The sequence below is a fragment of the Streptococcus huangxiaojuni genome (genome assembly GCF_040930515.1).
Classification (GTDB): domain Bacteria; phylum Bacillota; class Bacilli; order Lactobacillales; family Streptococcaceae; genus Streptococcus; species Streptococcus huangxiaojuni.
This window is the reverse complement of the sequence record NZ_JBFQEG010000002.1, coordinates 103,838-127,010: the sequence shown is the minus strand read 5'-3', so window position 1 is coordinate 127,010 and position 23,173 is coordinate 103,838. Positions and strand designations below refer to the sequence as shown.

Here is a 23,173-nt window from a genome sequence, read left to right as displayed (position 1 = left end):
CCGGCAGCATTTTAAGAAGAAAGGAAACTCTTAAGAAGCGTTTAACTGCTGACGGATTTCAGCACGAAAAGATTCAAGAGAAGTGATTTCATATTTATCCATAACTTCAGGCAAACGCTCAATGATATTAAGACAAGCAAAAGGATCTGTAAAATTGGCTGTTCCCACTGCAACAGCTGATGCTCCTGCAATCATCATTTCAATGGCTGCTTCTGCCGAATCAACACCTCCCATACCAATAATCGGCAAATCCGTTGTTTGAGCAACCTGACGAATCAGTTTGAGAGCTACAGGAAAGACAGCAGGCCCGCTCATTCCTCCCTGACCATTAGCGATGATTGGCTTTTTACTGGCTAAATCAAAACGTGTTCCAACCAGCGTATTGATCATGGTAAAGCCTGCTGCGCCAGCTGCAGCAACTGCTTGGGAAACCGTTGTAATATCTGCGACACTAGGCGTTAATTTAACATAAACAGGCACTTCCGAACGGTCAACGCTTGCCTTTACTGCCTTATAAGCCAACTCAGGAACCTGACCGATAAGAAGACCGGCATTGCCATGATCTACATTTGGACAGGAAATATTCAGTTCAACAGCTTTGACATTTACTGCTTTAGAAATTTTTTCGGTCACATAGGCGTATTCATCATCGGAAAAGCCGGCAACATTAGCAATAATTGGTAAGTCAGGAAAATGCTGAGCCAACCAAGGAAGTTTTTCGGCAAGAACTGCATCAACTCCGGGATTCTGCAGTCCAATAGCATTAAGCATCCCAGATGGTGTTTCTGCCACACGAGGTGTGGGATTGCCGAAACGAGGGTAGCGGGTAGTGGCTTTAATCATAATAGAACCCAATCTATCCAACTCGTAATACTTTGCATATTCCTGCCCAAATCCAAAGCAACCGGAAGCAGGCATAACAGGATTCTTCAAGTCAAGCCCAGGAAGACTGACTGCCAAACGATTTTCTGACATGTAGCAACATATATCCGTCCAAACAGTTTTTAAAACTATCGAGATGACTAACTTTCACAAAAGCTGTTTTTCAGACGGATCTCCTTCCTTTTTAGAATTCAATCTGACCAATCGCAAATACCGGTCCATCCTCACAGACCCGTTTATTTGCCGCTTCTGTCTGATTTTTCAAATGTACAACACAGGCATAGCAGGCTCCCATGCCGCAAGCCATTCGTGCTTCCAATGACAAATAAGCATGCGGATGCTGAGCAAATTTTTGATCAACATACTTAAGCATTCCCGGAGCACCGCAAGCATAAACAGCAGCAAAGGTTTCTGACATACTGTCAATTACTGTCGATACATAGCCCTTAATGCCATAAGAGCCATCATCTGTCGTGATATAGACCTTGCCGTAGCGGTTCAGCTCCCGCTCTAAAATAATCGCTTTTTGACTGGAAAAACCAAGAACAGAAACTATCTCAGCTCCCTTGGAAGCCAGCTGCTTCGCTGTTTCAACCAAGGGCGGGACACCAATACCACCGCCAATTAAAAGTACCTTTTGACCGGCAGCAACCACTGACAAATCAAAACCGTTCCCCTGCGGTCCCATAACATCAAGTGTATCGCCTGCAGACAGCTGAGATAAAATTGCCGTCCCTTCGCGCTCCACACGATAGATAATCGTTGCGGTTTTCGATTTTTTATCAATCTGCGAAATGGAAATAGGACGACGGAGTAGTTTACTGGGATCCGGTACACGCAAATGCAAAAACTGACCCGCTTTCATGTCATCAACCATATCACCGGAAAGTTTCATCTCGAAAATTCCCGAAGCAATTTCCCGCTGACTGATAACAGCCATATCCTCTTTTAAAATTAAAGTTCTCCCCTGAACTTCTGCACTCACTGCAATCCTCCTCCATCAAGATACAAAAGCCGTTAAAAGCACACAGCAAAAATGACGGTAAGCCAGAAATCTGTGATTTCGTCTGCGCACACCTCTGCCAGAACGACTAGAAGGGTGCGGTCGGCCGTTAAGACGACAAAGCCTTCAGACGTTTACGGCTGGCTAACCATGAAGTCAGCACTTACTTAAAGAGGCACCCTCTTTTTTTTGCAAAAAGCTTAGGCCGTGTTCAATTCATCAAGATACAAAAACCGTTGAAATAATCATTGCTTTCTCAAAACGCCAAAAGACCTGCTAGAACCTTTCAGGGGGAGGACAATGAAGCTTTCTTTGCTAGAATTCAGTTTCACTGTACGCTATCAGAAACGGCGACTGACTGATAAACTATATTTTTTATACAGCGTATTGTGCTTATAAAAAAATCTTACTCCAAAAAGAGCAAGATAAAACACAGTACAGCGAACAGAAATAGCAAGTACACTTCTAGTTCCCCTGATTGGGCAAACCTTACAAGTCTCTCTGGATTTGATTAAAGGCTATCAAATTTTTTATATTATAGCGTGAATCCTCAGCACTGTCAACCAGCAAAACTTCTTACTTTACTGCTCCTGCTGTGCTTCTTCTTCCAGCTTCATCAGGCGAATCTGCTCAAAAAGTACCGGATGGACATAATCTTCCTTTAACGACAGATTGATGACCTTGAGAGAGGAGAAGACATCTGCGAGCACACCAAAAACACGCGCCCTGCTTTCGCCAAGAATTGTGTGAAAAATGGACTGCTCTTCGCACACTTGAACTAGTCGATCAATCCCCTCAATCCAGTTATCAACAATACTGAGTGATTGGTTCAACAAATTAAAGGCATGCTCATCATACCAAAAGGTCGATTTTATCAGACGTTCCTGCTTATCTAAAGTTTCTATACTTTTTAAAATATCACCCAGTTCAGCTTGAACAAGGGAAGGAGCAAAAGAGCCTCCCAGCAGGGATGGCGTCTTTTCTACTAAAATTAATTCATCTTTAAAAAGTGTTAAATAATGTGTGCTCACTAACAATTTTTGGATGAGCAGCTGGTGGCTGTTTTGTCCCAAGTCTTCTAATTTTTTCTTCATTTTCTTCTTTACCATTTTTATTACTTTTTTGTTACATTTTCGTTACTATTACTATACCACATGGAAAATAAAAGAGCAATGGGCAGAGAAGAAATTTAAAAAAATTTTCAGCAAAAATCAAAAAGTCCCGAAGTTCTGCAGCAAAACAGAAACAGCCATTAGAACTTCCGGACATTTAAAGTTTATTTGCAGTGTAAAGAAACAATTTATTGCTCATTGTCAAAAGCCTGACCAAATGAATGATAACGTTCTAAAAAGGCAGTAAGATTATCATTAAAGGCTATGGTCTGATTTTCAATAAAAGCAACATGTGTTTTTTCAGGGACTAGAAAATCAAACTGGTGGGAGGTCATAATCAGCTTCTTTCCCTGATCAAGCTTATCGTAAAAAAGAGATAGAATATCTGCGATAACACCTAAATCTAAATTAGCAAAGGGCTCATCAAAAATATATAACTCCCTTTCAATCTGTAAAAACAGCCAGATAGTTAAATATCTTCTCTCCCCCATAGACAGCGCACCAAAAGGTTTAGCAAGATTGTTTTTAATTTGTTTGGGAAGCTCCTTAAAGGCAGCGGAGCTGTCTTTAGACAAATCAGCTATTAAAGCAATCGTATCTTTTACTGTTGCCTCAGCAATAAAAGGAAGTCCCTGGCTGTGGTAAATAATCTGCCTGCTGTCAGGAAAGTCACGAAAATTTAAGGGTCTGTTATTATCTAAGTTAGAAATTAAATCCAGCAACATCGTCTTACCCACACCGTTTCTGCCCAAAATCAAATTTAATTTCTCATCATCAAAAAAAATACTGACATTGTCCAAAAGCAAATCCTGATTGATGGTCAAGTTAAAATTTTCTATTTTCATGTTAATTCCTATCCTTTTTTGAAAATACTGATGACGCTTTTAAGCAGTAACTGCCGACAAGAAGCCAAGCCAGGACAGAAAGACAGAGCGGGAGACTGTCCGCCAGCTTGCTGCCGACACTTAAAGCAATATCATTAAGTAATGAAAAAACATTCAGAAAATGAAAAAGGGTACTTAAAATAGTATTTTCGGGAGCATACTCTAAGGATACAAGGGATAAAAGCAGATAAGACGTCAGTACTGCCTGTAAAGTCACCGCATTTACGGTCAATTTTAAGAAAACGGCAAAAGCAAAAAAACAGATACCTACTCCCAGAAAGGTTAAGCCATTAAAAAGGAAAAAAAGCTGGGCATCAAAACTTCTGCTTATGAATTCAAAAATAAACAGAAGAATATTGACCTGCACTGCTGTTAAGAGAAAATTAACGAATAGATTAACAACAAAAATATAATATTTCGAACCTGCTAAACTGGAAAAGACTTTAAGATAGTTGTTTTCTCTGAGAGAAACAATATTTCCTGCCCAGCCAAACAGCATACCGATCACCACAATATAGACCACATAAGGGACTAAAAAGACATATTTCTCCTGGACACTCAGCTCTGCTCCTCTTCTGTTCAAGGCAAGCAAGAGATTAACAGCAGGTAATAAAAGGGTATAGACTAAGAAGAATTTATTGGACAGTGTAATGTTGAGCTGAAATTTGAACAGTGTCAGCAGTTTCTTTAGCATTGCTGATTATAACCTCCGCTTCATGAGCTAATTCTAAGGAAAGGGCAGATACTTTCCTTCATTGGGGAAAGTCTGCCGCTGATCTTTGTAATATGAGATATTATATTTGCGTGGATTAATTTCACTATTATTAATGGAAGGATAAGCTTCAGCAGAAAAAACTCTAACTAGTCTGCCAAAATTTGCTTCTGAAGCTGTCTCAATTTTCTGAAGGCTGATAGGAATATGGAGATGCTTAGAGGCCATAAAAATATCATCTATCGAAAATCCTTCTTTGCTGAATTTCCAATTTTCCTGATACTCACCCTCTTTCAAATAATCATAGGCCTGTAGCAGCACCTTCAAAGAAACATGGTTTTCAAAATAGTCTGTATAGGCATTGCGCGTGTCATTCTGACCCGTAATAAACTCCGCAAAAGAAACTTCTTCTTTTGCGGAATTAGGAAATAAATGACCGCCAAATCCTGAAGCTTCGCCGAAAGCTTTTATAAATGCATCATATTGATTTTTATGACTCCCAAGTCCCATGGAGAAATGATTTTCAGTCCAGTAAATGAAAATAACAACAGATACATCTGGAACAATGCTAATATCGTTAACAAAGTACTCTCCTCTGTTTAACAAATCTAGACCAATCTCACGGACTAAATGATTAAGTCTGAGTCCTGCTGATTTTGTTAAAAAACTATATACAAAGCTTTGACGTTCAATAAATTCATAAAAAGCATGTTCAACTGCCATAGCAGAACAGCTTCCCATAGCAACCCCGGAGGTATCCTTATTAGTATCACCAGCTAGTAGCTGAAAATTAGACTGCTGTTCAAATGAGAGATTCCCATTGAAAAAAGTGACTGTACCAGATTTTTTAAAAACATTGATCCAGCTAAACAGCTCTTTTCTCTCAAAGTTTTCACCAAATGCTTTTCGAATAGCATCTATTTTTTGGTCAGACTTACCGATTCCTTGACTTCCTGCAACATCTGTGCTTATTCTGGCCAAATATTCATTTTTAAATAACAGTTTGTCTGTATATAAATGGTGATGAATTCCAGATAAGGTGTGCTTCATTTTTCCTCCCTTATAAACTTGGAATATCAGGTACTCCTGCAAGTTCATTTTTATTAATTAACTGTAAAATGCTTTTTTCCTCAGCTGCCAATACAAGAGACTTATAGGGAAGCGACGGAAATAGATCCGGAGAATAACTTTTAACCACCTTAAACGATGGATTATAAGCATTTGGAAGCAGTGTGATATAGACATGGCTAACCCAATTAGGAACAAGCTCTTCAATCTCATACTGCAACTCCTTTTTATCTGTCAAATCAGATAGTCTCTCTGCAGCACCCTTAATCAAGCATTTAAAATGTTTTTTCTGCTTTTCACCGGTCATCTGATAAGTCAGTCTGGGAGAGCTTTGAGAAAGAAATTCTGCATGAGAATTTTCATACAGCAACAGCAGAGCCTCTTCAAAAGCCTGTTGGCAGGCTGTTTTACAATCCACTGAGCTGCCCATTCCAAAACAGCTTCTACCATCTAATTCCAGCAAAATCAATGTATGGTAAACAGGAAAAAAATCATCATTTATTAAGAGGTCAATCCCTTTAAACGTTTCCTTGTAGCAACGCTGTGCATACCACATTAAAGCAAGAGCATTTTTCTGGAAAAGCTCCTGCAGAGAATTGCGGACAGCAGCCTCTCCATTTGTATGTGCTGCTGTCCCAGTAGTATCTCTATAAGAAAGCGGGTGGTCATTTAAAGCAAACAAGGCCTTTTCTATTTTACATATTGATCCCGTTACAATATCATAAGAATCAATCTGCTCTCGCTGATTGTACCAAAAGATAGCCGACCTTCTGTCCAAAGATTCAGCGAAAGCTTTTAACATTGAGAGATCAGCTCTCTTATCGATAGCATTTCCGCCTGCAGGGCCACTCCTATTTCGATAGGAAATTTTGCCGGGTTTGATTGATGAAACATAATAATCCAGAAAAAGGGGTTTATGTGGAAAATGGCAAAAACGGTTTTTCATGTATCTTTTCCTATCCATTGAATCATAGTGATTAAATTGCTGCTTAATGACAGATTTAAGTGTTTGGCTAAAAGATTATGCCTAAAACCTGATATTGAAAGATCCCCTGCACCAGATATTAAAGTCAGTGCTTCTCTCAAACTTTGTGCCATCATTCCTGTTTCTATAAATAAATGTTTATAGCCCAAGTAGTTATACTTAGATACAACTCTTTCTAAGTCACCTACATAAACAATCAGCTGATTGGATAAGGGAGGCTTTTCGTCACTTATAGCAAACTCCACTGCTCTACCATTAATCTGACTATCAAGTTTACCTAATTTTAATAGCTGATTCTGAATACTGTCAAAATAATAATAACCGCGTGGCAGCCCACTAACTTCCATATTATCTTGCAACTGTATAAAAAGGGGATAAACAGGATATAGCCCACCTGCTGACGGAAATCTTCTATGCAGATTCTTCTTATCAATACCAAATGAGTGATTGAGGACAGTGCTTATTTCTTGAAAATTTAAATCTGAGTTGAAGTAACGAAATGATCCTTTGTTGTCAATATCAACAGCATCAAGTGGAATAGCTTCCTCATAGATTTCAATTTTTGGCAGCTTTTTTTCTGTCTCAATGAGGTAAGATTCCAATAATGGATTCAGATGCTTTTTTTGATTGCCTCTTGGGCTAATAAACACTGACTTTTGATGAAATTTATTAATGTCACGTATAACAGGAATATCTTTCTCATTTTGATACTGTTTATTTATTGAATTATCATAATAATAATTATTGTTGATATCATCAGTCATTCTAGAAGCTCCCAAAAAATTGCTGTATCTCTGGCTATTTTCCTGGTTGATAAATTAATTTCGACGGTCTCTAACAGACTGGACTGACTCAGCGCTTCTTTATCATCCATAGAAAACAGCTCATAAATTTTAAGCATTACTGTATTGATTAAAAAAATCTGTTCGATATCACTAAGCCTTTTTTCATTATTAAAATAAGGCTCTTTTTCGAGTATGGCACTTACAAGTGAATGATAGGATAAATGTTCCTCTGCATCAGGCAAAGTTGTTCTTATAAGACCGATATGATCGAAATGGGAAGGCACAGACCAATCTGCATGATAAACATTATCTATGTAGTACTTAAAACCGTAGTAAAAGACCGTCAACAAAAAGCTGTTTGGCTTGCTGTTAACAGTATCATACAACTGTTTAACATATCTGGTATGATAAGAATTCAGCATTACGACAAGAAGAGAATTATCATCTATCGTCTCAGGTACTATTTCATCCAGCTTTTTAATCTCCACAGAAACATTATCAAAGCTGCGAGGGATAAACTGTTCATTTAGTTTTCCGTTATAGACAAAATAGATTTTCTGAACCGAAAAATTTAAGTCAATTGCTTCTGTCAAAATAGTTTGAGATTTTAAAAATTGAAGGGCAGACTCATATTTTTCTTTAAATACAGCAAGCACATCTTGAGATGAAATAAAACTTGCATCTTCAATTGTTTTTAAGAAATCAATCATCTGCCGATTTTTTAAAATGGATAGTGAAGCATCTGTCTGTAATACTGTTTCATCCTGATTGATATCATACAGCAAAAATGGCTTTATTTTAAATTTTTCCATAGCACTTAACTTAAGGAACCGGTTCCCCCGTTTGCGCAGCAACAACACATAATATAGAAGTCACGTGCGTCGCTAAATTCATGAAGCCTTGCTCTATCATTATTCATCACAGTTACTCCCCAACTATTATCGTCGCTGTTCCAATCATGAACAACCTTGGTCATACTTTTGGTTTGAGTGTTAACAATCTCATTTTCTTTAATTACATAGTTAGGTTTCATATTATCCTCCTTAATGTTTTTCAAAATATAATTCTTTATCTAAAATTTGCATCGATTATAAAATTCTCATTCCAATAAAATAAGTTCCTACTCACTCCCTTCTCTTATTTCTGCTGATTAACCAAGCCACAAGCAGAGGCTTGGCTCAGTCTTCTTTTATATTATTCGTTTTTTAAAATGATATTTTGCTCATTGACGTTTAAAAAAAGCTTAGATATATTTTTAAAGCGGATAATACAAAGATGTCTTTATTATAATTCGATTTAAAACACAAGTCAAGGGATTTTACAGAAAATTCTAAACGTAACACAAACGTAAAAAAAGCCGCTTTTCTATAAAGTTGAAAAGCGGCAGCAAGGTCTGTCTTATGTTATAAGTTCATAAATTTATTTTAAGGGAAGCATGCTTTTATCGATGGCTTTTTTTAAGTAGTCTCCGTTTTGCATGGCTTTCATCACTTTTTTGACATTGCTGCAAAAAGTTAGGTAGTCTTCTTGACTGATTTTACTTAGAATGGCTTGGAGATCGTAAAGCGAATCCACTGTAATCCCAAGCTGATTCTCCTTTACAAAATCAGCCAGAGCCGCCTGAGACCAAATAATGACCGGAAGACCAGATGATAAATACAAAGACAGTTTATGCGGATTATTGTACCTCAGATACTCACCGGTGGGGCCTGAACAGGTTGACAAGTCGCCGCCGTCCCAAACTAGGCCAAAACCATGGTTCAGCTCAGCAGGAACAGCATCTGCAGGGAAGGAGCCTTTATAATGGATATTGGCAGCCTTGTCTTTAGGCTGATAATTGATTCCCAGCAGCTCAATAGACAATGGATTTAAGTCTCCAAGTTTATAAATATAGGGACTCTTCTCATGACTCAAATTTCCGGCAATAACGATACTTGGAGCAAAGTCAATCTTTTTATTCAGAGGTTCCTGATTGAGATAATCAAAAATTTCTAAATCGACCAAACGGTCTTCTTCTACTCCATAATTAATAAACCACTCTTTCATTTTAGCATTGTGAACAATGATTTTATCAGCATAAGCCAGCATCTGCTTAAGCTCTTTCTCATAAAAAGAGAGCTCATAAATATTTCTAATCAACTCTACATCATGAAGCAAGGAAATAATCTGAACTCTTTTCTCATGTTTAAGCTTAGTTAAGAAATGGTAGCGTCCCAGCTGCTTTCTTCTGAAAGGATGCTGGAGGATCAAAACAGAATCCTGCTCAATGGTTTGATAGATTTTTCTCCAATCTTTATAATAGTGTCCTTGTCGATAAAGTTTGGCTAGTAAACCTTTTTTATCGATGATCCCAGTAACAACCAGAGGCTTAAAACCAGCCTTATTCAGTATTGATACACAATCATTGGTTGCCTTGCTGCCAGCATGCATAAATGCGCCGTAAGCTTCAACTATCTGGTATTTATTCAAATTTTTCTCCTAATAAAATAGACTCCACATCCTTGACCTGCTTTGTAATATCAAAGCGCTTTTCAGCGAAGCGGTGGGTAATCGTTTCCTGCTGGCTGCGTTCCATTGTCAGCATAGAAATAATTTTCTGTGCCCAAACTCTGATATCCTCATCCAGCGATAAATAAGCAGTGCTGTCTAAAATTTTCAGCTCCTTAGTGACAGCATCGCTGACCAGAACCGGTAAACCGTTAGCCTGTGCTTCAACCGCAGAAAGCGGAAGCCCTTCAGAAAGAGAGGGTAAAACAAAGAGATCAAAAGCGCTCAGCCACTTTCTCATATCAGTTTGGCTGCCTGCTAAAAGCACTTTATCTTCGATGCCATAGTCGCTAATTTTTTTCTTTATTTTTGCTGCCGTACTATGTGCACCTGCAACCTGACCGATAATAACTAATCTTAAACTGTCATCCATCTGCAAAGCTGCGTGAAATACATCAATCAAAAAAGGCTGATTTTTTAGAATATCTAAACGGCCGACATTGCCGATGATCTTTTTATGGGACCAGCCCAGCTGAGTCCTCAGCTCATCACGTCCGGCAGCAGAAAAAGCAAAATTGTCCTTATCAATAGCATTCTGGATAATACGGGCTTCTCCAGAAAAATCTGGGCCATACATATACTGAGCGGCTAAATCAGAACAGGCAAAAAACTGGGTAGCAACTTTTTTAATCCGTCGCTTATTCCTTTGATGCAGCACAAACCTGGCAGCATTGCCGCGCCATTGCGAATTATGACTGTGTATAATACGTTCCTTAATCCCGTATTTTTTAGCATAATTTAGCAAGTCAATATTAGGAATACTCATAGCATTATGCCAAATCGCATCATAGTCCTTGCCATGTTCTTCAAAAAAAGTCCGAACTGCTTTTTTGTACTTTTGATATGATCGCGGCGTTTTTCCTTTTCGGGGAAGATAGTATATATTAGAACCCTTTTGTAAAATTTCATCCTCAAAAATAATCGGTTCTTTTGTCCGTTTGATAAAGTCAACATGAAATTTTTGGGTGTCCAGATGCCGGTAATAATTCATAATAAACGTTTCTGTTCCGGCAAGTACCGGTGACATACCGATAATTAATATTTTATACATAGTTAAAATCCTGAAAATAGCGGGTTTAATATATTAAGGTCATAGAGTCAGCTAAGCATATTTTAGTACATACCATTACTGCTCAAACTGCGATTGATTAGGATAATGCTGTTTAAGCACATCATTTAGCTGCTTAAAATACCTTGGTTTGGCATCAGGGACATCATTGATGCAAACCATTTTAGTTTTGACATTAGTAAGTAAATCGGGCAGCTTATCTACTTCGTCTATAGTCAAAAAAATTCCTTTGCCTTTTTCTAAGGGAACAAACTGACCTGTTTCAATCTGCCAATAAGCGCATAAATAATGGTTAATATCCTGCCAGTAATCTCTTATCCTATGCCGAGAAGTTCTGATAAAAGCTTCGGGCTCTTTTTGCCACAGAAGAGCCAAAGTTGACTTTCTTATCGGATGAGGAAGATGTAAGTTGTGATAGCCTGTAATCTGCCAAGGCAGCATTAGCAGATTTTTCAGCAAAAGCGGACCGTATTTGGGAGAAAGAAATTTAAAAGGACTTTGTCTAAAGGCCTTTTTTTTTGGAAAATATTTGCAAATAATTTCAGTATTGTTAAATAAAACATGGCTGAATGCTTCATTAGGGACAATAGGATTATAGACTGCAAATAATTTAGGCAAACCTAGGACAAAAAAATCTTCCGGCTGTGAATCCTTAACTAAAAACATATCATCATTAAAAAGGACAAAGTGCTCTGCCAAATTCGGTATACGGTGTAAATTGAGTTCGATCGCAGCAGAATTAAAAGTCGGAAGGTATTCCGAAGGTATAAAATCATCGTGCTTAACCAAATTTAATTTAGGATGAGCAGTATTTAACCATTCAGGAAGCTGACCATTGGTGACAAGGTGAATTTTATTAACCCACGGAGCATGCTGCTCTACCATGCGGAACCAATAATAAAAAGTCCCATAATCTCTGTAAAGCTTTGGGTTTTCAGCTGCAGAATCAGCTCCCTGAACCCATCTCGCTTTTTCTTTTAACCAATTATCATCACTGTCATCAACCCATAAAACAACAAAATCAATCTTTTCGATGGCTCCCATACCTCCATTTAGATACAAAGACCGTAAAAAAAGCAAAGCAAAAAGACGGTAAGTCCGAAATCTTCGATTTCGCAGACGCACCTCAGGCAGGTCGGCTAGAAGGGGGCAGTCGGCTAACTGTGAAGTCAGCACTTAAAGGCAAGTCTTTTTGCACAGCTCTTAGGCCGTGTTAGTTTCATTAAGATACAAAAAATTGGGGAGTGAGGGAGCATACAGGCGCTATTAAAGCTCAACATTTCCCACTCTCCAAGTAAAATTCCTTCATCAGACAGGATAGAATTAAAGATACTGACTGCTTATTCTTAAAAAGCTTAAGCTACACTCATCTTTAAAATCTTCAAAAGTTTTTAAGCTGTCTTTATAAGTATATACAAACGCCAGTTTTAACACAGTTTTTTTATGAAGCTAAACTGTATTATCTAAAGCACAAATGAACAAGTTCATAAGAGTTTTAAATAATAATCTGTATAAACTTTATAAAACTTTTTTTAAGTGCTCTTTTAGTTTAACACATAAGTTAACAAAATGTGCGAAAAATATATAATTCCAGCTATAAAGTCTGATGAGGAGTTTTCGGCTGATAGGAAGAGGCGCACTTAGTAAATTAGTCTTATTCTGCTTCAAACGCTGCGATAAGAGCCTTATCTCCTGCTCAAATTCATTTTTAAGAGCATCGAATTTGGGGGATAAAGACAGCTCTGTCAAAAGAGCGAAGTCGGCTCGCTGGCGGTTTAGCTCTGCCCAAGTCATGTAGTCAGCATGTCCTGAATGATTAGCAGCTTCTACGACCATATCCCAAGCCTGTAAAACATCAAATTTTTTTGCTGTAAACGTTGCCGTTAAACCATGGTTGTTGATAAAATAATTGTAAATAATTTTATCAGTCACAACAATTTTTTGAGCGTTTAAAATATATCGAAAAGTTGCTGGAACATCTTCAGCATAGAGGCCTTCAGGAAAAACAACCCCTTCTACCACCTGACGCTTATAAAGTTTATTCCAGACATAATACTCAATAGACTGACTATCTATTTTAAAATACTTTTTGGCGTAAGCTTCCTGTGTCAGCAGTACTTCTTTAGGAGGAGCATCTTGAGACAGTGGACTTTTTTGGGCTGCCCGTCTGATTGCTCCAACGCAAATATCAGCGTCTTTTTCCATTAAAAGCTGTAACATATAAGCATAGGCATCTTTTTCCAGCCAGTCATCAGAGTCTAAAAAAGCAACGTAATCACCGGTAATATGCTGTAAGGCCGTATTTCTGGCAGCACTAAGACCGGCATTTTCTTGATTAATAATGTTGATACGCTTATCTTTTCGAGCAAAACTTTCTGCAATAGCCAATGAGTGATCCTGACTGCCATCATTAACAATAATAATTTCTAAATGCTCATAAGTCTGATTGACCAATGAGTCCAAACAACGTTTGAGATACTCTTCAACATTATAAACAGGAACAATAACACTAATCTTGTGATTCATTGTCTGCCTTTCCTTAGGTTACATCTGTTAAGCGCACTGACTTTATCCTTCTATCTCTGCCTTGCACAAAATCAGCCAGCAGCAAGATTGAAAAAACATTATAATAGGGCTCAATTAAGTGGTGAGCAACCATACTGTTAATGGCAACGGCAATGAGAACAGCTAAAGTATAGTAGTCATTGCTGATTACACTTTGAATAGAACGAACAGTTGTTAAAACAACAAAAAGAATAATAAAAACTGAACCATACAGCAACATTACTTTTAAGTAGGAACTGTCCACAAAATTATAATTTGAAACGGCCTCTGTGCTGCCGCCATTGCCAATAAACTCTATGACTTGGCCAAAAGGTCTAACCCCATATAAATCAAGTGCACTTTTTCCTAAGGACAAGCGCCCGGAAGTCAGGCCATTTATTCGGGCATAAAGCCCCTGTCTGGCATTAAAATGAGTTGTCAGATAGTAAGAAAGATAAGCAAGAAACACTGTCGTTAATGCAGAAAGCGATAAAATCTTATGAAAGCGTCCTTTTTGCAAATAACGAATCGTTACAAAGATGAAAGCCGTAATCAAGATTGTCAGTGCATCCAGACGTGCATCAGAAAATCGAATCAGGAATAAAGCAGTGAGAACACCTATCACTGACATCAGCCAAGGTCTCTTCCATAAGAACAGGTAGACTGAAAACAGGTAAAGATAAAAGATATGGGCTGCAAAATCTGTCGGATAAATGATGCCAAAAGAATTACGGACAGCACCGGTATCCGGCCTGATATACTGTAAATTGGGAATAAGATCAAGTAAAGAAAAGGCAAAAGCCAGAGCAGTTATAAGCCCAGCAATAAGCAAATAAACTGTTATGATTTTTCTAACATCAATCTTGTAAGCCCCCATCATTAAAATAGTTAATACTAAAACACCTGTATCACTTGTTGCATTCCAAACCAATATTCCCGTCAGAGAAAAGACAGCTGACACAAGAAAAAAGTAAACAGACCAAGTCTTCTTAAAGAAGACACTGATGACTGCAAAAATCAAAACAGCCTTCGCCACAGAGTGCAAGAAATAAGGCATTGGAAACATTGTCGTTCCAAACATTTCAATAATTAGGTAAGGGACAAATGACATAAAAAACAACAGTTCATCTGTCCTTAAAAAATCCAGACGTGTTTGTGCATTAACCATTTAACACTTCCTTAACACAAGATACAAAGGCCGTTTAAAGAGCAAAGCAAAAATAGGAAAATTGACGAAGAGTCGCTAAGACTCTAGGAAATTTTATCTTTTTTGCACAGCTCTTAGGCCGTGTTCAGTTCACAAGATATAAAGGCTGTAGAGAAAAAGGGAGTTCAGCTGAAAAACTGTAAGTAAAATCGGGGTACTTCGATGGCTTCAGCAGCTAAAAGCTTTTTCCGTACTTTTCTCCGAAAAATTTAGCCTTCAGGAAAGCTTTTCCTTTTTGAAAGTGATTGATTTTTTCCAAATAGATAAAAGGGACTTCTCTAGGAGTCAGCTGCCTTTTTGCCAGCCAGACATTGAACAGCAATTCGCTGACACGGCCAAACAATCTCGCTTCAAAAGCTGACAGCTGGCTGATATCAATTTTTTGATACAGCTCATCAAGAATAAGAAACAGCCAAGAGAGATAATCATCTACAAATTCCTTCTTCATAATAAACATATTGAACATATAGCCACTTCTTTGCTGCATCACCTGATCAAAAGCTAAAAGGTATTCTGGCGACAGTTGAGAGATGATTTGTCTCGTCAGATCTAAGTGACTGCCATCTAAAGTATGGTCATAATGAGAATACAGCGTCTCAATATAGTATCGGCGTTTTTTAGGAACAATAATCTCACTTTCATCAAGTAGATCATTAACTTCCTCCTGTGACAGAACGACCTCATCAATTTTCAAATCTTCATGATAATGCCGAGTTTTGGCAGTGAAATAGCGCCGATAATGAACAAGGCCCAAATAATCATAGCTAAGATTTTTCCAAGCCCAGTAAAGCCCTGTCAGCTCGGAATAGTAAGGATTCAAATGTGAAATATTGTCACCCGTATCATCCCCCTGATAACCTAAGTCTTCCTTGTCTGCTCGGCCGACATGAAGCGGGAGATAAAGTTCTCTATCAGCAGGCATCTGAAAGGGTTTATGGGTCGCCACAAGAATCTTTATCTGTTTCACAGGCTTCCTCTCTATCTTACTTCTTTTTTCACACACTGTAAGGCAGCAGCAATGACTTGGTGCATATCATAATAGCGATACTGCCCCAAACGGCCGCCAAAGATAACCTGCTGCTCTTTATCCGCTAAAGCTTTATAAGCCTTGTACAGCCTATTGTTACGCTCGTTGTTAACAGGATAATAAGGCTCATCTCCCTGCTTCCAAGTTTTTGGAAATTCCTTAGTAATAACGGTTTTTGATTGAGTGCCGAATTCAAAGTGCTTATGCTCAATAATACGTGTATAAGGTGTTTCAGCATCAGTATAATTGACGACTGCATTTCCCTGATAATTTTCCTTATCCAGAACCTCTGTTTCAAACTGCAAACTTCGATATTCCAATTCACCCAATTGATAATCAAAGAACTGGTCAATCATCCCGGTGAAAATAATTTTAGGAAAATGTTTAAGGTAAGCGGCCTTGTCTGCAAAGAAATCAACATTAACTTCAAGGTCTATATTTTGATGTTCCAGCAGCTTTTCGACAATTTGTGTATAGCCGCCGATTGGAATTCCCTGATAGGTATCATTAAAATAATTATTATCGTAAGTCAGACGAACAGGTAAGCGGCGAATGATGAAAGCTGGAAGGTCACGACAGGCTTTTCCCCATTGTTTTTCTGTATAATCTTTAATCAACTTTTCGTAAATGTCAGTTCCGACAAGAGAAATCGCCTGTTCTTCCAGATTCTCCGGCTTTTTGCCATCAAGCACTGCCCGCTGCTCTTCAATCTTGGCCATCGCCTGCTCGGGAGTTACTACTCCCCACAATCGATTAAACGTGTTCATATTGAAAGGAAGATTGTAAATCTCTCCCTTGTAATTTGCAATAGGTGAGTTAGTGTAGCGGTTAAACTCAGCAAATTGATTAACATAATCCCAAATGGCTTTATCCGATGTATGAAAAATATGAGCACCGTATGTATGCACATGGATATCTTCCACTTTTTCGGTATAGATATTCCCCGCAAGGTGGCTGCGCTTTTCAATAACTTTAACTCTTTTACCCTTAAGTGCTGCCTCATGAGCAAAAACAGCACCAAAAAGACCTGCACCGACAACTAAATAATCATATTGGGACATTTATTCACTGACTCCTTTAAACAAGTTTCAAAGACCGATTCAAATCCATATAAAAAGAGGAAGGACGATGCTAGGCACCGCAAGGGATACTATCTTTTTCACTAAGATTTTAGGTCGTATTTAGGTTATTTTTTCTAAAAAAGAAGTGACAATCTCTGTTGTAAACGCATCTTTCATAAGCAGCAAGAGGATACCATAGACTACAAAGAAACCAAAGGCTGTGCAGACAAGCATTAAAAAGGTACCGACATCAAGCAGTCCTTTTAAAATTAGGGTAAATAGCAAGGCAGATCCTGCACTGACAGCAATTTTACTTAAGCTAATATGTTTAAACATAGGCAAGACCAATTCCCGCAAAAAATAGAGCTGCACTAAAGCGACAGAGAGCTCAGCAGCTGTACTGGCCATCGCTGCCCCGCTGGCTCCCAGCAAAGGGATTAAAAATATATTAAGCAAAATATCAACGACTGCACCCACAATTGTCGAGACCACAACTAATTTTTCTCTATTAGTCGGAACCAATATCTGCATGCCCATCAGATTGGAAAGGCCAATGAATAAGACAGTCGGCAGAATAAGCTGCATAGGCAGTACTGCCGGTAAAAAAGCATCACCTGATAAAAAGAGGATACTTTCTTTAGAAGTGATAATAAAATAAACAACTAAAGGCACCGCAACAACAAATACAAAGTTCAAAGCTTTTTGTACTAGATATTTGAAATCTTCATGACGTTTTTTTTCGAAATAGAAAGATAAACGGGGCAAAAGAACAGCTCCCAAAGATGTCACGATACTGACAAGAATTTGTTTGACCTTAACTGCCGCAGAATAATAACCAACCTCTGTGTCTCCTTTGACAAAACCCAAAATAGTGGTATCAACATTTAAATAGATTGTTGAAGAGACTGTGAGCAAAAAGAAAGATAAGGTTGGCTTAAGATGCTGTTTCAGATCAAGATTCTTCAGCGGCTTTAAATGAACAATTCGGCGAAGATTCAGAAAGTTTAAGAGATTAGACCCTACAGCAGCAAACACAGTCAATCCGCCGTAAATGACATAATTCCCAGAATTTTTCACTAATAAAAACATAAGTATCAGTGAAAGCAACTTAAAAACAATTGAACGAACAGTAATATAAGAATAACGTTCTAAAGCTTTATAAAGCCAATCAACTCCGAGAACGTTAAAAACCAAAGTTGATGACATCAGCAGATAAAGCAGCTTCTCCTGAGACAATTTTGGGACCATCGCTACAGCTATGGTAAGAGCAATTAAGGCTAAGAGCATAACAAGAGCATTTAACAGCATAATCTCTTGTACTGTTTTATCCAGTTTTTCTTCATTATCCCTTACCTTAGCACAGGCCCTGATTCCATAAGTAGGGATACCAAGCATGCCAACCATTGAGAAATATGAGATAATCGATGTTGCAAAGGTGACTGTCCCAACACCGCTGGCTCCGAGTACTCTGGAAACATAAGGGAAGGTGAGCAGAGGAAAAATAAAGTTTGATATTGTTAAAATAAAATTCATCAGAAAATTAAATCTAACAGAATTATAGCGGTTCATTTCATCTCCATTTATGAATTTAAGGAAGATGAAAGTACTTTATTTACTCCCATCTCTCATTAACACGACTTTGAATGTTTTCAAAATAATCTTTATATCCAGCCAAACTGACCAATGTTCAATATAAGCCAAGTCTAAAGCAACCACTTTTTCAAAATCTTTTATATTACTGCGGCCGGACACTTGCCACATACCGGTAATACCAGGCTTCATCGCCAAACGCTTAAAATGGTGAAGTTCGTATTTTTGGTATTCATCAACTGTCGGCGGCCGTGTCCCCACCAAAGACATTTCCCCCTTTAATACATTGATAAACTGGGGCAGCTCATCAATTGACCAGTCCCTAAGTTTACGGCCGAATGGAAAGACTCTGGGGTCATTATCCATTTTAAACATATGAGCCGTAGTCACATTATTAACAGCCAGCAGATCCTTTTTGCGCTCCTCTGCATCTATATACATGCTGCGAAATTTGTAAATCTCAAATATTTTGCCATTCTGCCCGACACGCTTTTGTTTAAAAAACAAAGGTCCTTTAGACTGCTTCTGCACAATCGGATAAATGCACAGAGCTACTGCAGCAGTAAAAACAAGACCAAATAAGGACAAAAGCACATCCAGCATCCTTTTTAAGCATAAAAAACGGTAATCGGCAGAGGTAAACGAATAGGTTAAAATTTTGGGCCAGCTGTAAGGATTAATGGAAACTTTTCTAAAACCGTTTTTTTGCAATTCCAACGCTTCTGCAGAAACCGGCAGACCTAAAATCGTAAAGTACTCCTGCCATAGTAAATAGTCCTGTTTGGCATCACTATCAACATAAACTGCGTTTACTTCATGATGCCGCAAAAAGGTTTTAACAGCTGCAAAATCCTGTAATAGGGGCAAATCAATTTGAGCAGCTCTTTGCTGACGGCTCATATAGGCTGCAACTTGACAATTTTGCCTTTTCAGCAGCGCTTCAGTTTTAGCCTGATCAGTAAAACGAGTTAGTAAAATAATCTTCTTTTCCGTCTGATTGATCTTTTTGCTCAGATAGTGCACAGCTAAACGACAAAAACTTGTCAGCAGAAAAACCAAAAGCAGTAATGTTAAAAGCCAAAAAGGAGACAGTGTGAATGACCGTTCAGGAAGATAAGCCACTGTGAGAACCATTATAAAAGCGAGCAAAAACTCCCCAGTAAACTTAAAAATATAAGGAATTTCCTGAATGCTGCTTCTCTGATGGATATAAGTATAATCATTTGCTAACAGGGAAAATAAGACAGATACAAAAGCTACGACAAAAGGCAGCAGGCCTTTTAAATTGGAAATCGAAACAAAAGAAAACGGCCATGACAGCAAATAAAATGAACCAAGGATACTGACAATATCTGAAATAAAAAACAGAATCTTTGAACCTGATGATTCACTGTACATTAGCCACTCTCCCAATCTTTTACTTTTTTCCCTTTTTAGCCGGCTGTTTTTTGATAGGCTTGCCGTAAGCCCCATATGGGCCATAGCTGTCCGAATCTATCTCCGCTCGATTCAAGACAACACCAAGAAATGCTGAACCGCTTTGTAGCAGTTGATTTTTAGCTTTAATTAAAAAACGCCGTTTAGTGCTGCCTGCTTCTGCAACAAGAATACTGGCATCAGTACTTTGGGCAATAACTGCAGCGTCAAGTCCTAAACCGATGGATGGAGTGTCAATGATGACATAATCATATAAATCACTCACCGCTTCTACCAGCTGACTGAAATCCGCACTTTGCAATAAATCTAAATCCGCCTGATCGGCATTTGGACTGCCTGCCGGAAGAACCACCAAATGCTCAGCATCCGTTTCACAAATAATATCTGACAATTCAGATCTACCTGCAAAAAAATCAACAAGACCTTTATTATCTTCTGCCGGAGAAGAAAAAAAGTTGCTAAAAGCAGAATTTCCTGCATCAGCATCCAGTAAAAGCGTTTGAAAACCTGCTCTGGCAAAAGACAAAGCCAGATTAAGCGAAACTGTTGTTTTCCCTTCGCTCGGCGAAACAGAGGTTACCACAATTGTTTTGCAGTTCCGCCCCTTAAACTGAACAGCCTTGCGAACCCTGTTATAATAGTCTTTAGTCAGCTGAACAGCTTTGGCCTGTGATTTTACCAATTCTAATTGTGCCATTTTAAACTCCTTATATATAAGCCCGTATAGAAATCCGATTTCAATAGAATTTTGACAAATACTCTATGACATCTTGTCTGTATCAGGAATTACCCCAAGCAAAGACATTCCGAGAGCTTCTTCAATATCTTCAGGGCCTTTGACACGATCGCTTAAGAGTTCAAACAAGAGTACACCGACAACTGCCAGAAAGGCGCCGCCAGCAAAACCTAAAACAAGATTGCGCTTAACACTTGGTGAAGACGGTCTTGCCGGTTTCTCTGCTTCTTCCAGCGTTGTCACTTCCTCTACCTTAGTTACACTTTCGATTTTATCAGCTGCCGCTTTGCGGACTGCGTTGGCCAAATCAGCCGTTTCTTTAGCATTATGCCCTTCGACTGAAATAGAAATAACCCGTGTATCGGTAGGAACAGAGACAGAAACCATGCCGGACAGTTCTCCAGGTGTCAGCGAACTGTCTCCTTTTTCAATAGCATCTGCTAAAACATCACGCGATACAATGATTTCTTTGTAATCATTAACAAGATAACCAACTGCCTGAAGGTCGTCCGGAGTTAAACTTTCGCTGCTTTTATTGACGATATAAAAGCGAGTTGTCGCGGTGTAGGTCGGTTCAATTAAGAAAAGTGTTCCCAAAAAAGCAAGTGCCGCACAAAAAAGTGAGACAAAGGTAATAAGGAACTTTCTGCTCCAGAGTTTTTTAAGGAGATAAAAAACATTAATTTCAAAGCCAGTATTTTTATTCGTATCCATTCTTTCTCCTAAGTATAATGTTTTTCAGTCATTGTCTGAGCCAAAATTTCTGCAAGTCAGGGAAATAAACTTAAGCTGCAGGAGCTGTTGTTATTTAAAGCGATCAGGGTTTGTCAGACATGATGTCTTTAATAGCCTGCGAAGCCTTTTCCACACTGGACTGATCTAACTCCAGCATATAAAGATTTGCTGTCGGCATCGCATAAGAAGTCAGCTGACCGGTGGACCCTTCTCCTGTCACTTCTTGCTGAGTAACCGTAAATCGGCTTCCTGAGTCCAGCTGAGTGTTAGCCAAATCCATCATTGTATTTAAGGACATATTAGTCTGCAAAGAATCCTGCAAACTGGAAATAACAGCTGAATAAGCCGACAAAGAGTTTAGACTGGTCAGTTTATTTAAGATAGCTGACACTACTTTCATTTGATTCTTGCCGCGGTCATTGTCGCCGCCATCAAGAGCATAACGTTCCCGTACAAAAGCAAGAGCCTTTTCGGAATCTAAAGTCACATTTCCAACTTCAAAGGTATAGTTACTGTCCGTATAGCTTGTAAAAGCCTGATCATTATACACTGTGATACCGCCGACAGCATCGACAAGATTCATAAAAGAGGTGAAATTAATTCTAGCGTAATAATCAATATCAATATCATAAAGATTTTCAAGAGTCTGCATCGAAGTCTCAACACCGTATATTCCAGCGTGAGTCAGCTTGTCATATTGATTGGCACCGCCATTAGGAATTTGAACATAAGCATCTCTAGGTGTTGTTGTCATCAACACTTTATGGGTTTTCATATTGACAGTCAAAATGATATTCACATCCGAACGGGACACAGTTGAGATAGAACCATAGGTATCAATACCGCTGACATAGATATTGAAAACGTCTGAGTCCGCCGACTGGGCTCTGGAATCTTTAATCTTTGTCTTTATAGTATAACTGTAAACTTCTTTGATATTTTCCTGATAGTTTTCGTCAGTTAACTCCAGCAGGCTCGAATAACTGCTGTTCATCACCATAGCCTGGCTGCTGCCGTCACGTAAATGTTCATAAGCCTCTTGATAAGAAGCCACATTGACAGTGTTTAGAGCAACTCCTTTATCGGACTGAATGTGTGCAAGCAAATCAGCAATGTTTGTCCCATCGCTTTCGGTAGGAGCTTCAACATCGGACAGCTCGCTGACATCCGAGACAGAACTGTCAGCTGGTACAACAACGCTCATCTTAATTTCCGAATAAGCCGCTGAGTTATTCAAATCATCCGCAATATTAATTGCCGACCTGAATCCGTAAAGAATACCGGCTGACAAAAGCGAAAACAGCACCAGGCCCAAACCGGTCAAAATCTTACCCTTTTTTAGAATAATCAATATTAGGCTGGTAGCAAAGACCAAAAGCAGGACCACTGTCAGGATAATATTGATATGGCGAAAAGCTAAAAAATTATGGGAAAACATGGTGAAAACAACCATCCCTGCAAGCAAAGCATACAGGACAGATAAAATAAGATTAACAACAGTCCAAGTACTGTTGTTTGACTTTGAATTTTTTCTTTTACTCGAGCGTGTCGCCATAAAGATTTCTCCTGCTTTCCCAAAAATCATTTATCCTATATAGTATACCATTATTTTGACGTCTTTACAATTTTTCCTGAAAAGAATCCTAACTACTTATAGGGATTCTGCTAGGTTTTGCAATACAAAGTTATCGGATAGTAACTCTATTAAAAAAACAGCAATAGATCACATTTTGGATTAAAGTGCACTGATTTGCTTGCCCGACAGGCGTTTTTGAGCTAAAATAAAGTT

22 protein-coding genes are annotated in these 23,173 nt (G+C 38.5%); all 22 read right to left on the bottom strand.

Annotated features, from left to right (window positions below; translation table 11 throughout):
- Nucleotides 1-30: 30 nt before the first annotated feature.
- Nucleotides 31-975 carry a dihydroorotate dehydrogenase gene (locus tag AB3329_RS02120; protein WP_368394096.1) on the bottom strand — a complete coding sequence of 315 codons (945 nt, stop codon included), beginning with the start codon at nt 973-975 and terminating at the stop codon, nt 31-33.
- 91 nt (nt 976-1,066) lie between these two features.
- Nucleotides 1,067-1,867 carry a dihydroorotate dehydrogenase electron transfer subunit gene (locus tag AB3329_RS02115; RefSeq protein WP_368394095.1) on the bottom strand — a complete coding sequence of 267 codons (801 nt, stop codon included), beginning with the start codon at nt 1,865-1,867 and terminating at the stop codon, nt 1,067-1,069.
- A 599-nt stretch (nt 1,868-2,466) separates the two neighbouring features.
- A complete protein-coding gene (locus AB3329_RS02110; protein WP_368394094.1) occupies nt 2,467-2,994 on the bottom strand; it encodes a hypothetical protein in 528 nt (175 codons plus the stop codon).
- Nucleotides 2,995-3,185: 191 nt separating this feature from the next.
- Entirely contained in the window at nt 3,186-3,842 is a 657-nt protein-coding gene (locus tag AB3329_RS02105) for an ATP-binding cassette domain-containing protein (RefSeq protein WP_368394093.1), read from the bottom strand.
- A gap of 1 nt (nt 3,843) precedes the next feature.
- Nucleotides 3,844-4,575, bottom strand: coding sequence for a hypothetical protein (locus AB3329_RS02100; RefSeq protein WP_368394092.1), 732 nt, complete (start codon nt 4,573-4,575; stop codon nt 3,844-3,846).
- 33 nt (nt 4,576-4,608) lie between these two features.
- Nucleotides 4,609-5,643: a YcaO-like family protein gene (locus AB3329_RS02095; protein WP_368394091.1), complete on the bottom strand. Its 1,035-nt coding sequence runs from the start codon at nt 5,641-5,643 to the stop codon at nt 4,609-4,611.
- A gap of 10 nt (nt 5,644-5,653) precedes the next feature.
- Nucleotides 5,654-6,607, bottom strand: coding sequence for a YcaO-like family protein (locus AB3329_RS02090; RefSeq protein WP_368394090.1), 954 nt, complete (start codon nt 6,605-6,607; stop codon nt 5,654-5,656).
- Entirely contained in the window at nt 6,604-7,410 is an 807-nt protein-coding gene (locus AB3329_RS02085; RefSeq protein WP_368394089.1) for a nitroreductase family protein, read from the bottom strand. Before AB3329_RS02085 ends, AB3329_RS02090 begins: the two co-directional genes overlap by 4 nt.
- Nucleotides 7,407-8,243, bottom strand: a complete 837-nt coding sequence (locus tag AB3329_RS02080) for an McbB family protein (RefSeq protein ID WP_368394088.1) — start codon at nt 8,241-8,243, stop codon at nt 7,407-7,409. The genes AB3329_RS02085 and AB3329_RS02080 overlap by 4 nt, the downstream gene beginning before the upstream one ends.
- A gap of 5 nt (nt 8,244-8,248) precedes the next feature.
- A complete protein-coding gene (locus tag AB3329_RS02075; RefSeq protein ID WP_368394087.1) occupies nt 8,249-8,464 on the bottom strand; it encodes a hypothetical protein in 216 nt (71 codons plus the stop codon).
- Nucleotides 8,465-8,850: 386 nt separating this feature from the next.
- The gene (locus tag AB3329_RS02070) at nt 8,851-9,900 is read right to left on the bottom strand and encodes a glycosyltransferase (protein ID WP_368394086.1); all 1,050 of its coding nucleotides are present in this window, start codon (nt 9,898-9,900) and stop codon (nt 8,851-8,853) included.
- A complete protein-coding gene (locus AB3329_RS02065; RefSeq protein WP_368394085.1) occupies nt 9,893-11,029 on the bottom strand; it encodes a glycosyltransferase in 1,137 nt (378 codons plus the stop codon). The genes AB3329_RS02070 and AB3329_RS02065 overlap by 8 nt, the downstream gene beginning before the upstream one ends.
- A 75-nt stretch (nt 11,030-11,104) precedes the next feature.
- Complete coding sequence (locus tag AB3329_RS02060; protein WP_368394084.1) at nt 11,105-12,091, bottom strand: stealth family protein; 987 nt, start codon at nt 12,089-12,091, stop codon at nt 11,105-11,107.
- Nucleotides 12,092-12,565: 474 nt separating this feature from the next.
- Nucleotides 12,566-13,573 (bottom strand): glycosyltransferase family 2 protein, encoded by a 1,008-nt coding sequence (locus AB3329_RS02055; RefSeq protein ID WP_368394083.1) that lies wholly within the window; start codon nt 13,571-13,573, stop codon nt 12,566-12,568.
- A gap of 13 nt (nt 13,574-13,586) precedes the next feature.
- Complete coding sequence (locus AB3329_RS02050) at nt 13,587-14,759, bottom strand: hypothetical protein (RefSeq protein WP_368394082.1); 1,173 nt, start codon at nt 14,757-14,759, stop codon at nt 13,587-13,589.
- Between the two features lie 214 nt (nt 14,760-14,973).
- Nucleotides 14,974-15,765, bottom strand: a complete 792-nt coding sequence (locus tag AB3329_RS02045) for a DUF4422 domain-containing protein (protein WP_368394081.1) — start codon at nt 15,763-15,765, stop codon at nt 14,974-14,976.
- A gap of 11 nt (nt 15,766-15,776) precedes the next feature.
- Complete coding sequence (gene glf, locus AB3329_RS02040; protein ID WP_368394080.1) at nt 15,777-16,886, bottom strand: UDP-galactopyranose mutase; 1,110 nt, start codon at nt 16,884-16,886, stop codon at nt 15,777-15,779.
- 120 nt (nt 16,887-17,006) lie between these two features.
- Entirely contained in the window at nt 17,007-18,455 is a 1,449-nt protein-coding gene (locus tag AB3329_RS02035) for a flippase (RefSeq protein ID WP_368394079.1), read from the bottom strand.
- A 39-nt stretch (nt 18,456-18,494) separates the two neighbouring features.
- Complete coding sequence (locus tag AB3329_RS02030; RefSeq protein WP_368394078.1) at nt 18,495-19,874, bottom strand: sugar transferase; 1,380 nt, start codon at nt 19,872-19,874, stop codon at nt 18,495-18,497.
- 19 nt (nt 19,875-19,893) lie between these two features.
- On the bottom strand, nt 19,894-20,610 hold the full coding sequence (locus AB3329_RS02025; RefSeq protein ID WP_368394077.1) for a polysaccharide biosynthesis tyrosine autokinase: 717 nt from the start codon (nt 20,608-20,610) through the stop codon (nt 19,894-19,896).
- 63 nt (nt 20,611-20,673) lie between these two features.
- Nucleotides 20,674-21,363, bottom strand: coding sequence for a Wzz/FepE/Etk N-terminal domain-containing protein (locus AB3329_RS02020; RefSeq protein ID WP_368394076.1), 690 nt, complete (start codon nt 21,361-21,363; stop codon nt 20,674-20,676).
- A gap of 103 nt (nt 21,364-21,466) precedes the next feature.
- On the bottom strand, nt 21,467-22,939 hold the full coding sequence (cpsA, locus tag AB3329_RS02015) for an LCP family glycopolymer transferase CpsA (RefSeq protein ID WP_368394075.1): 1,473 nt from the start codon (nt 22,937-22,939) through the stop codon (nt 21,467-21,469).
- Between the last annotated feature and the right edge of the window lie 234 nt (nt 22,940-23,173).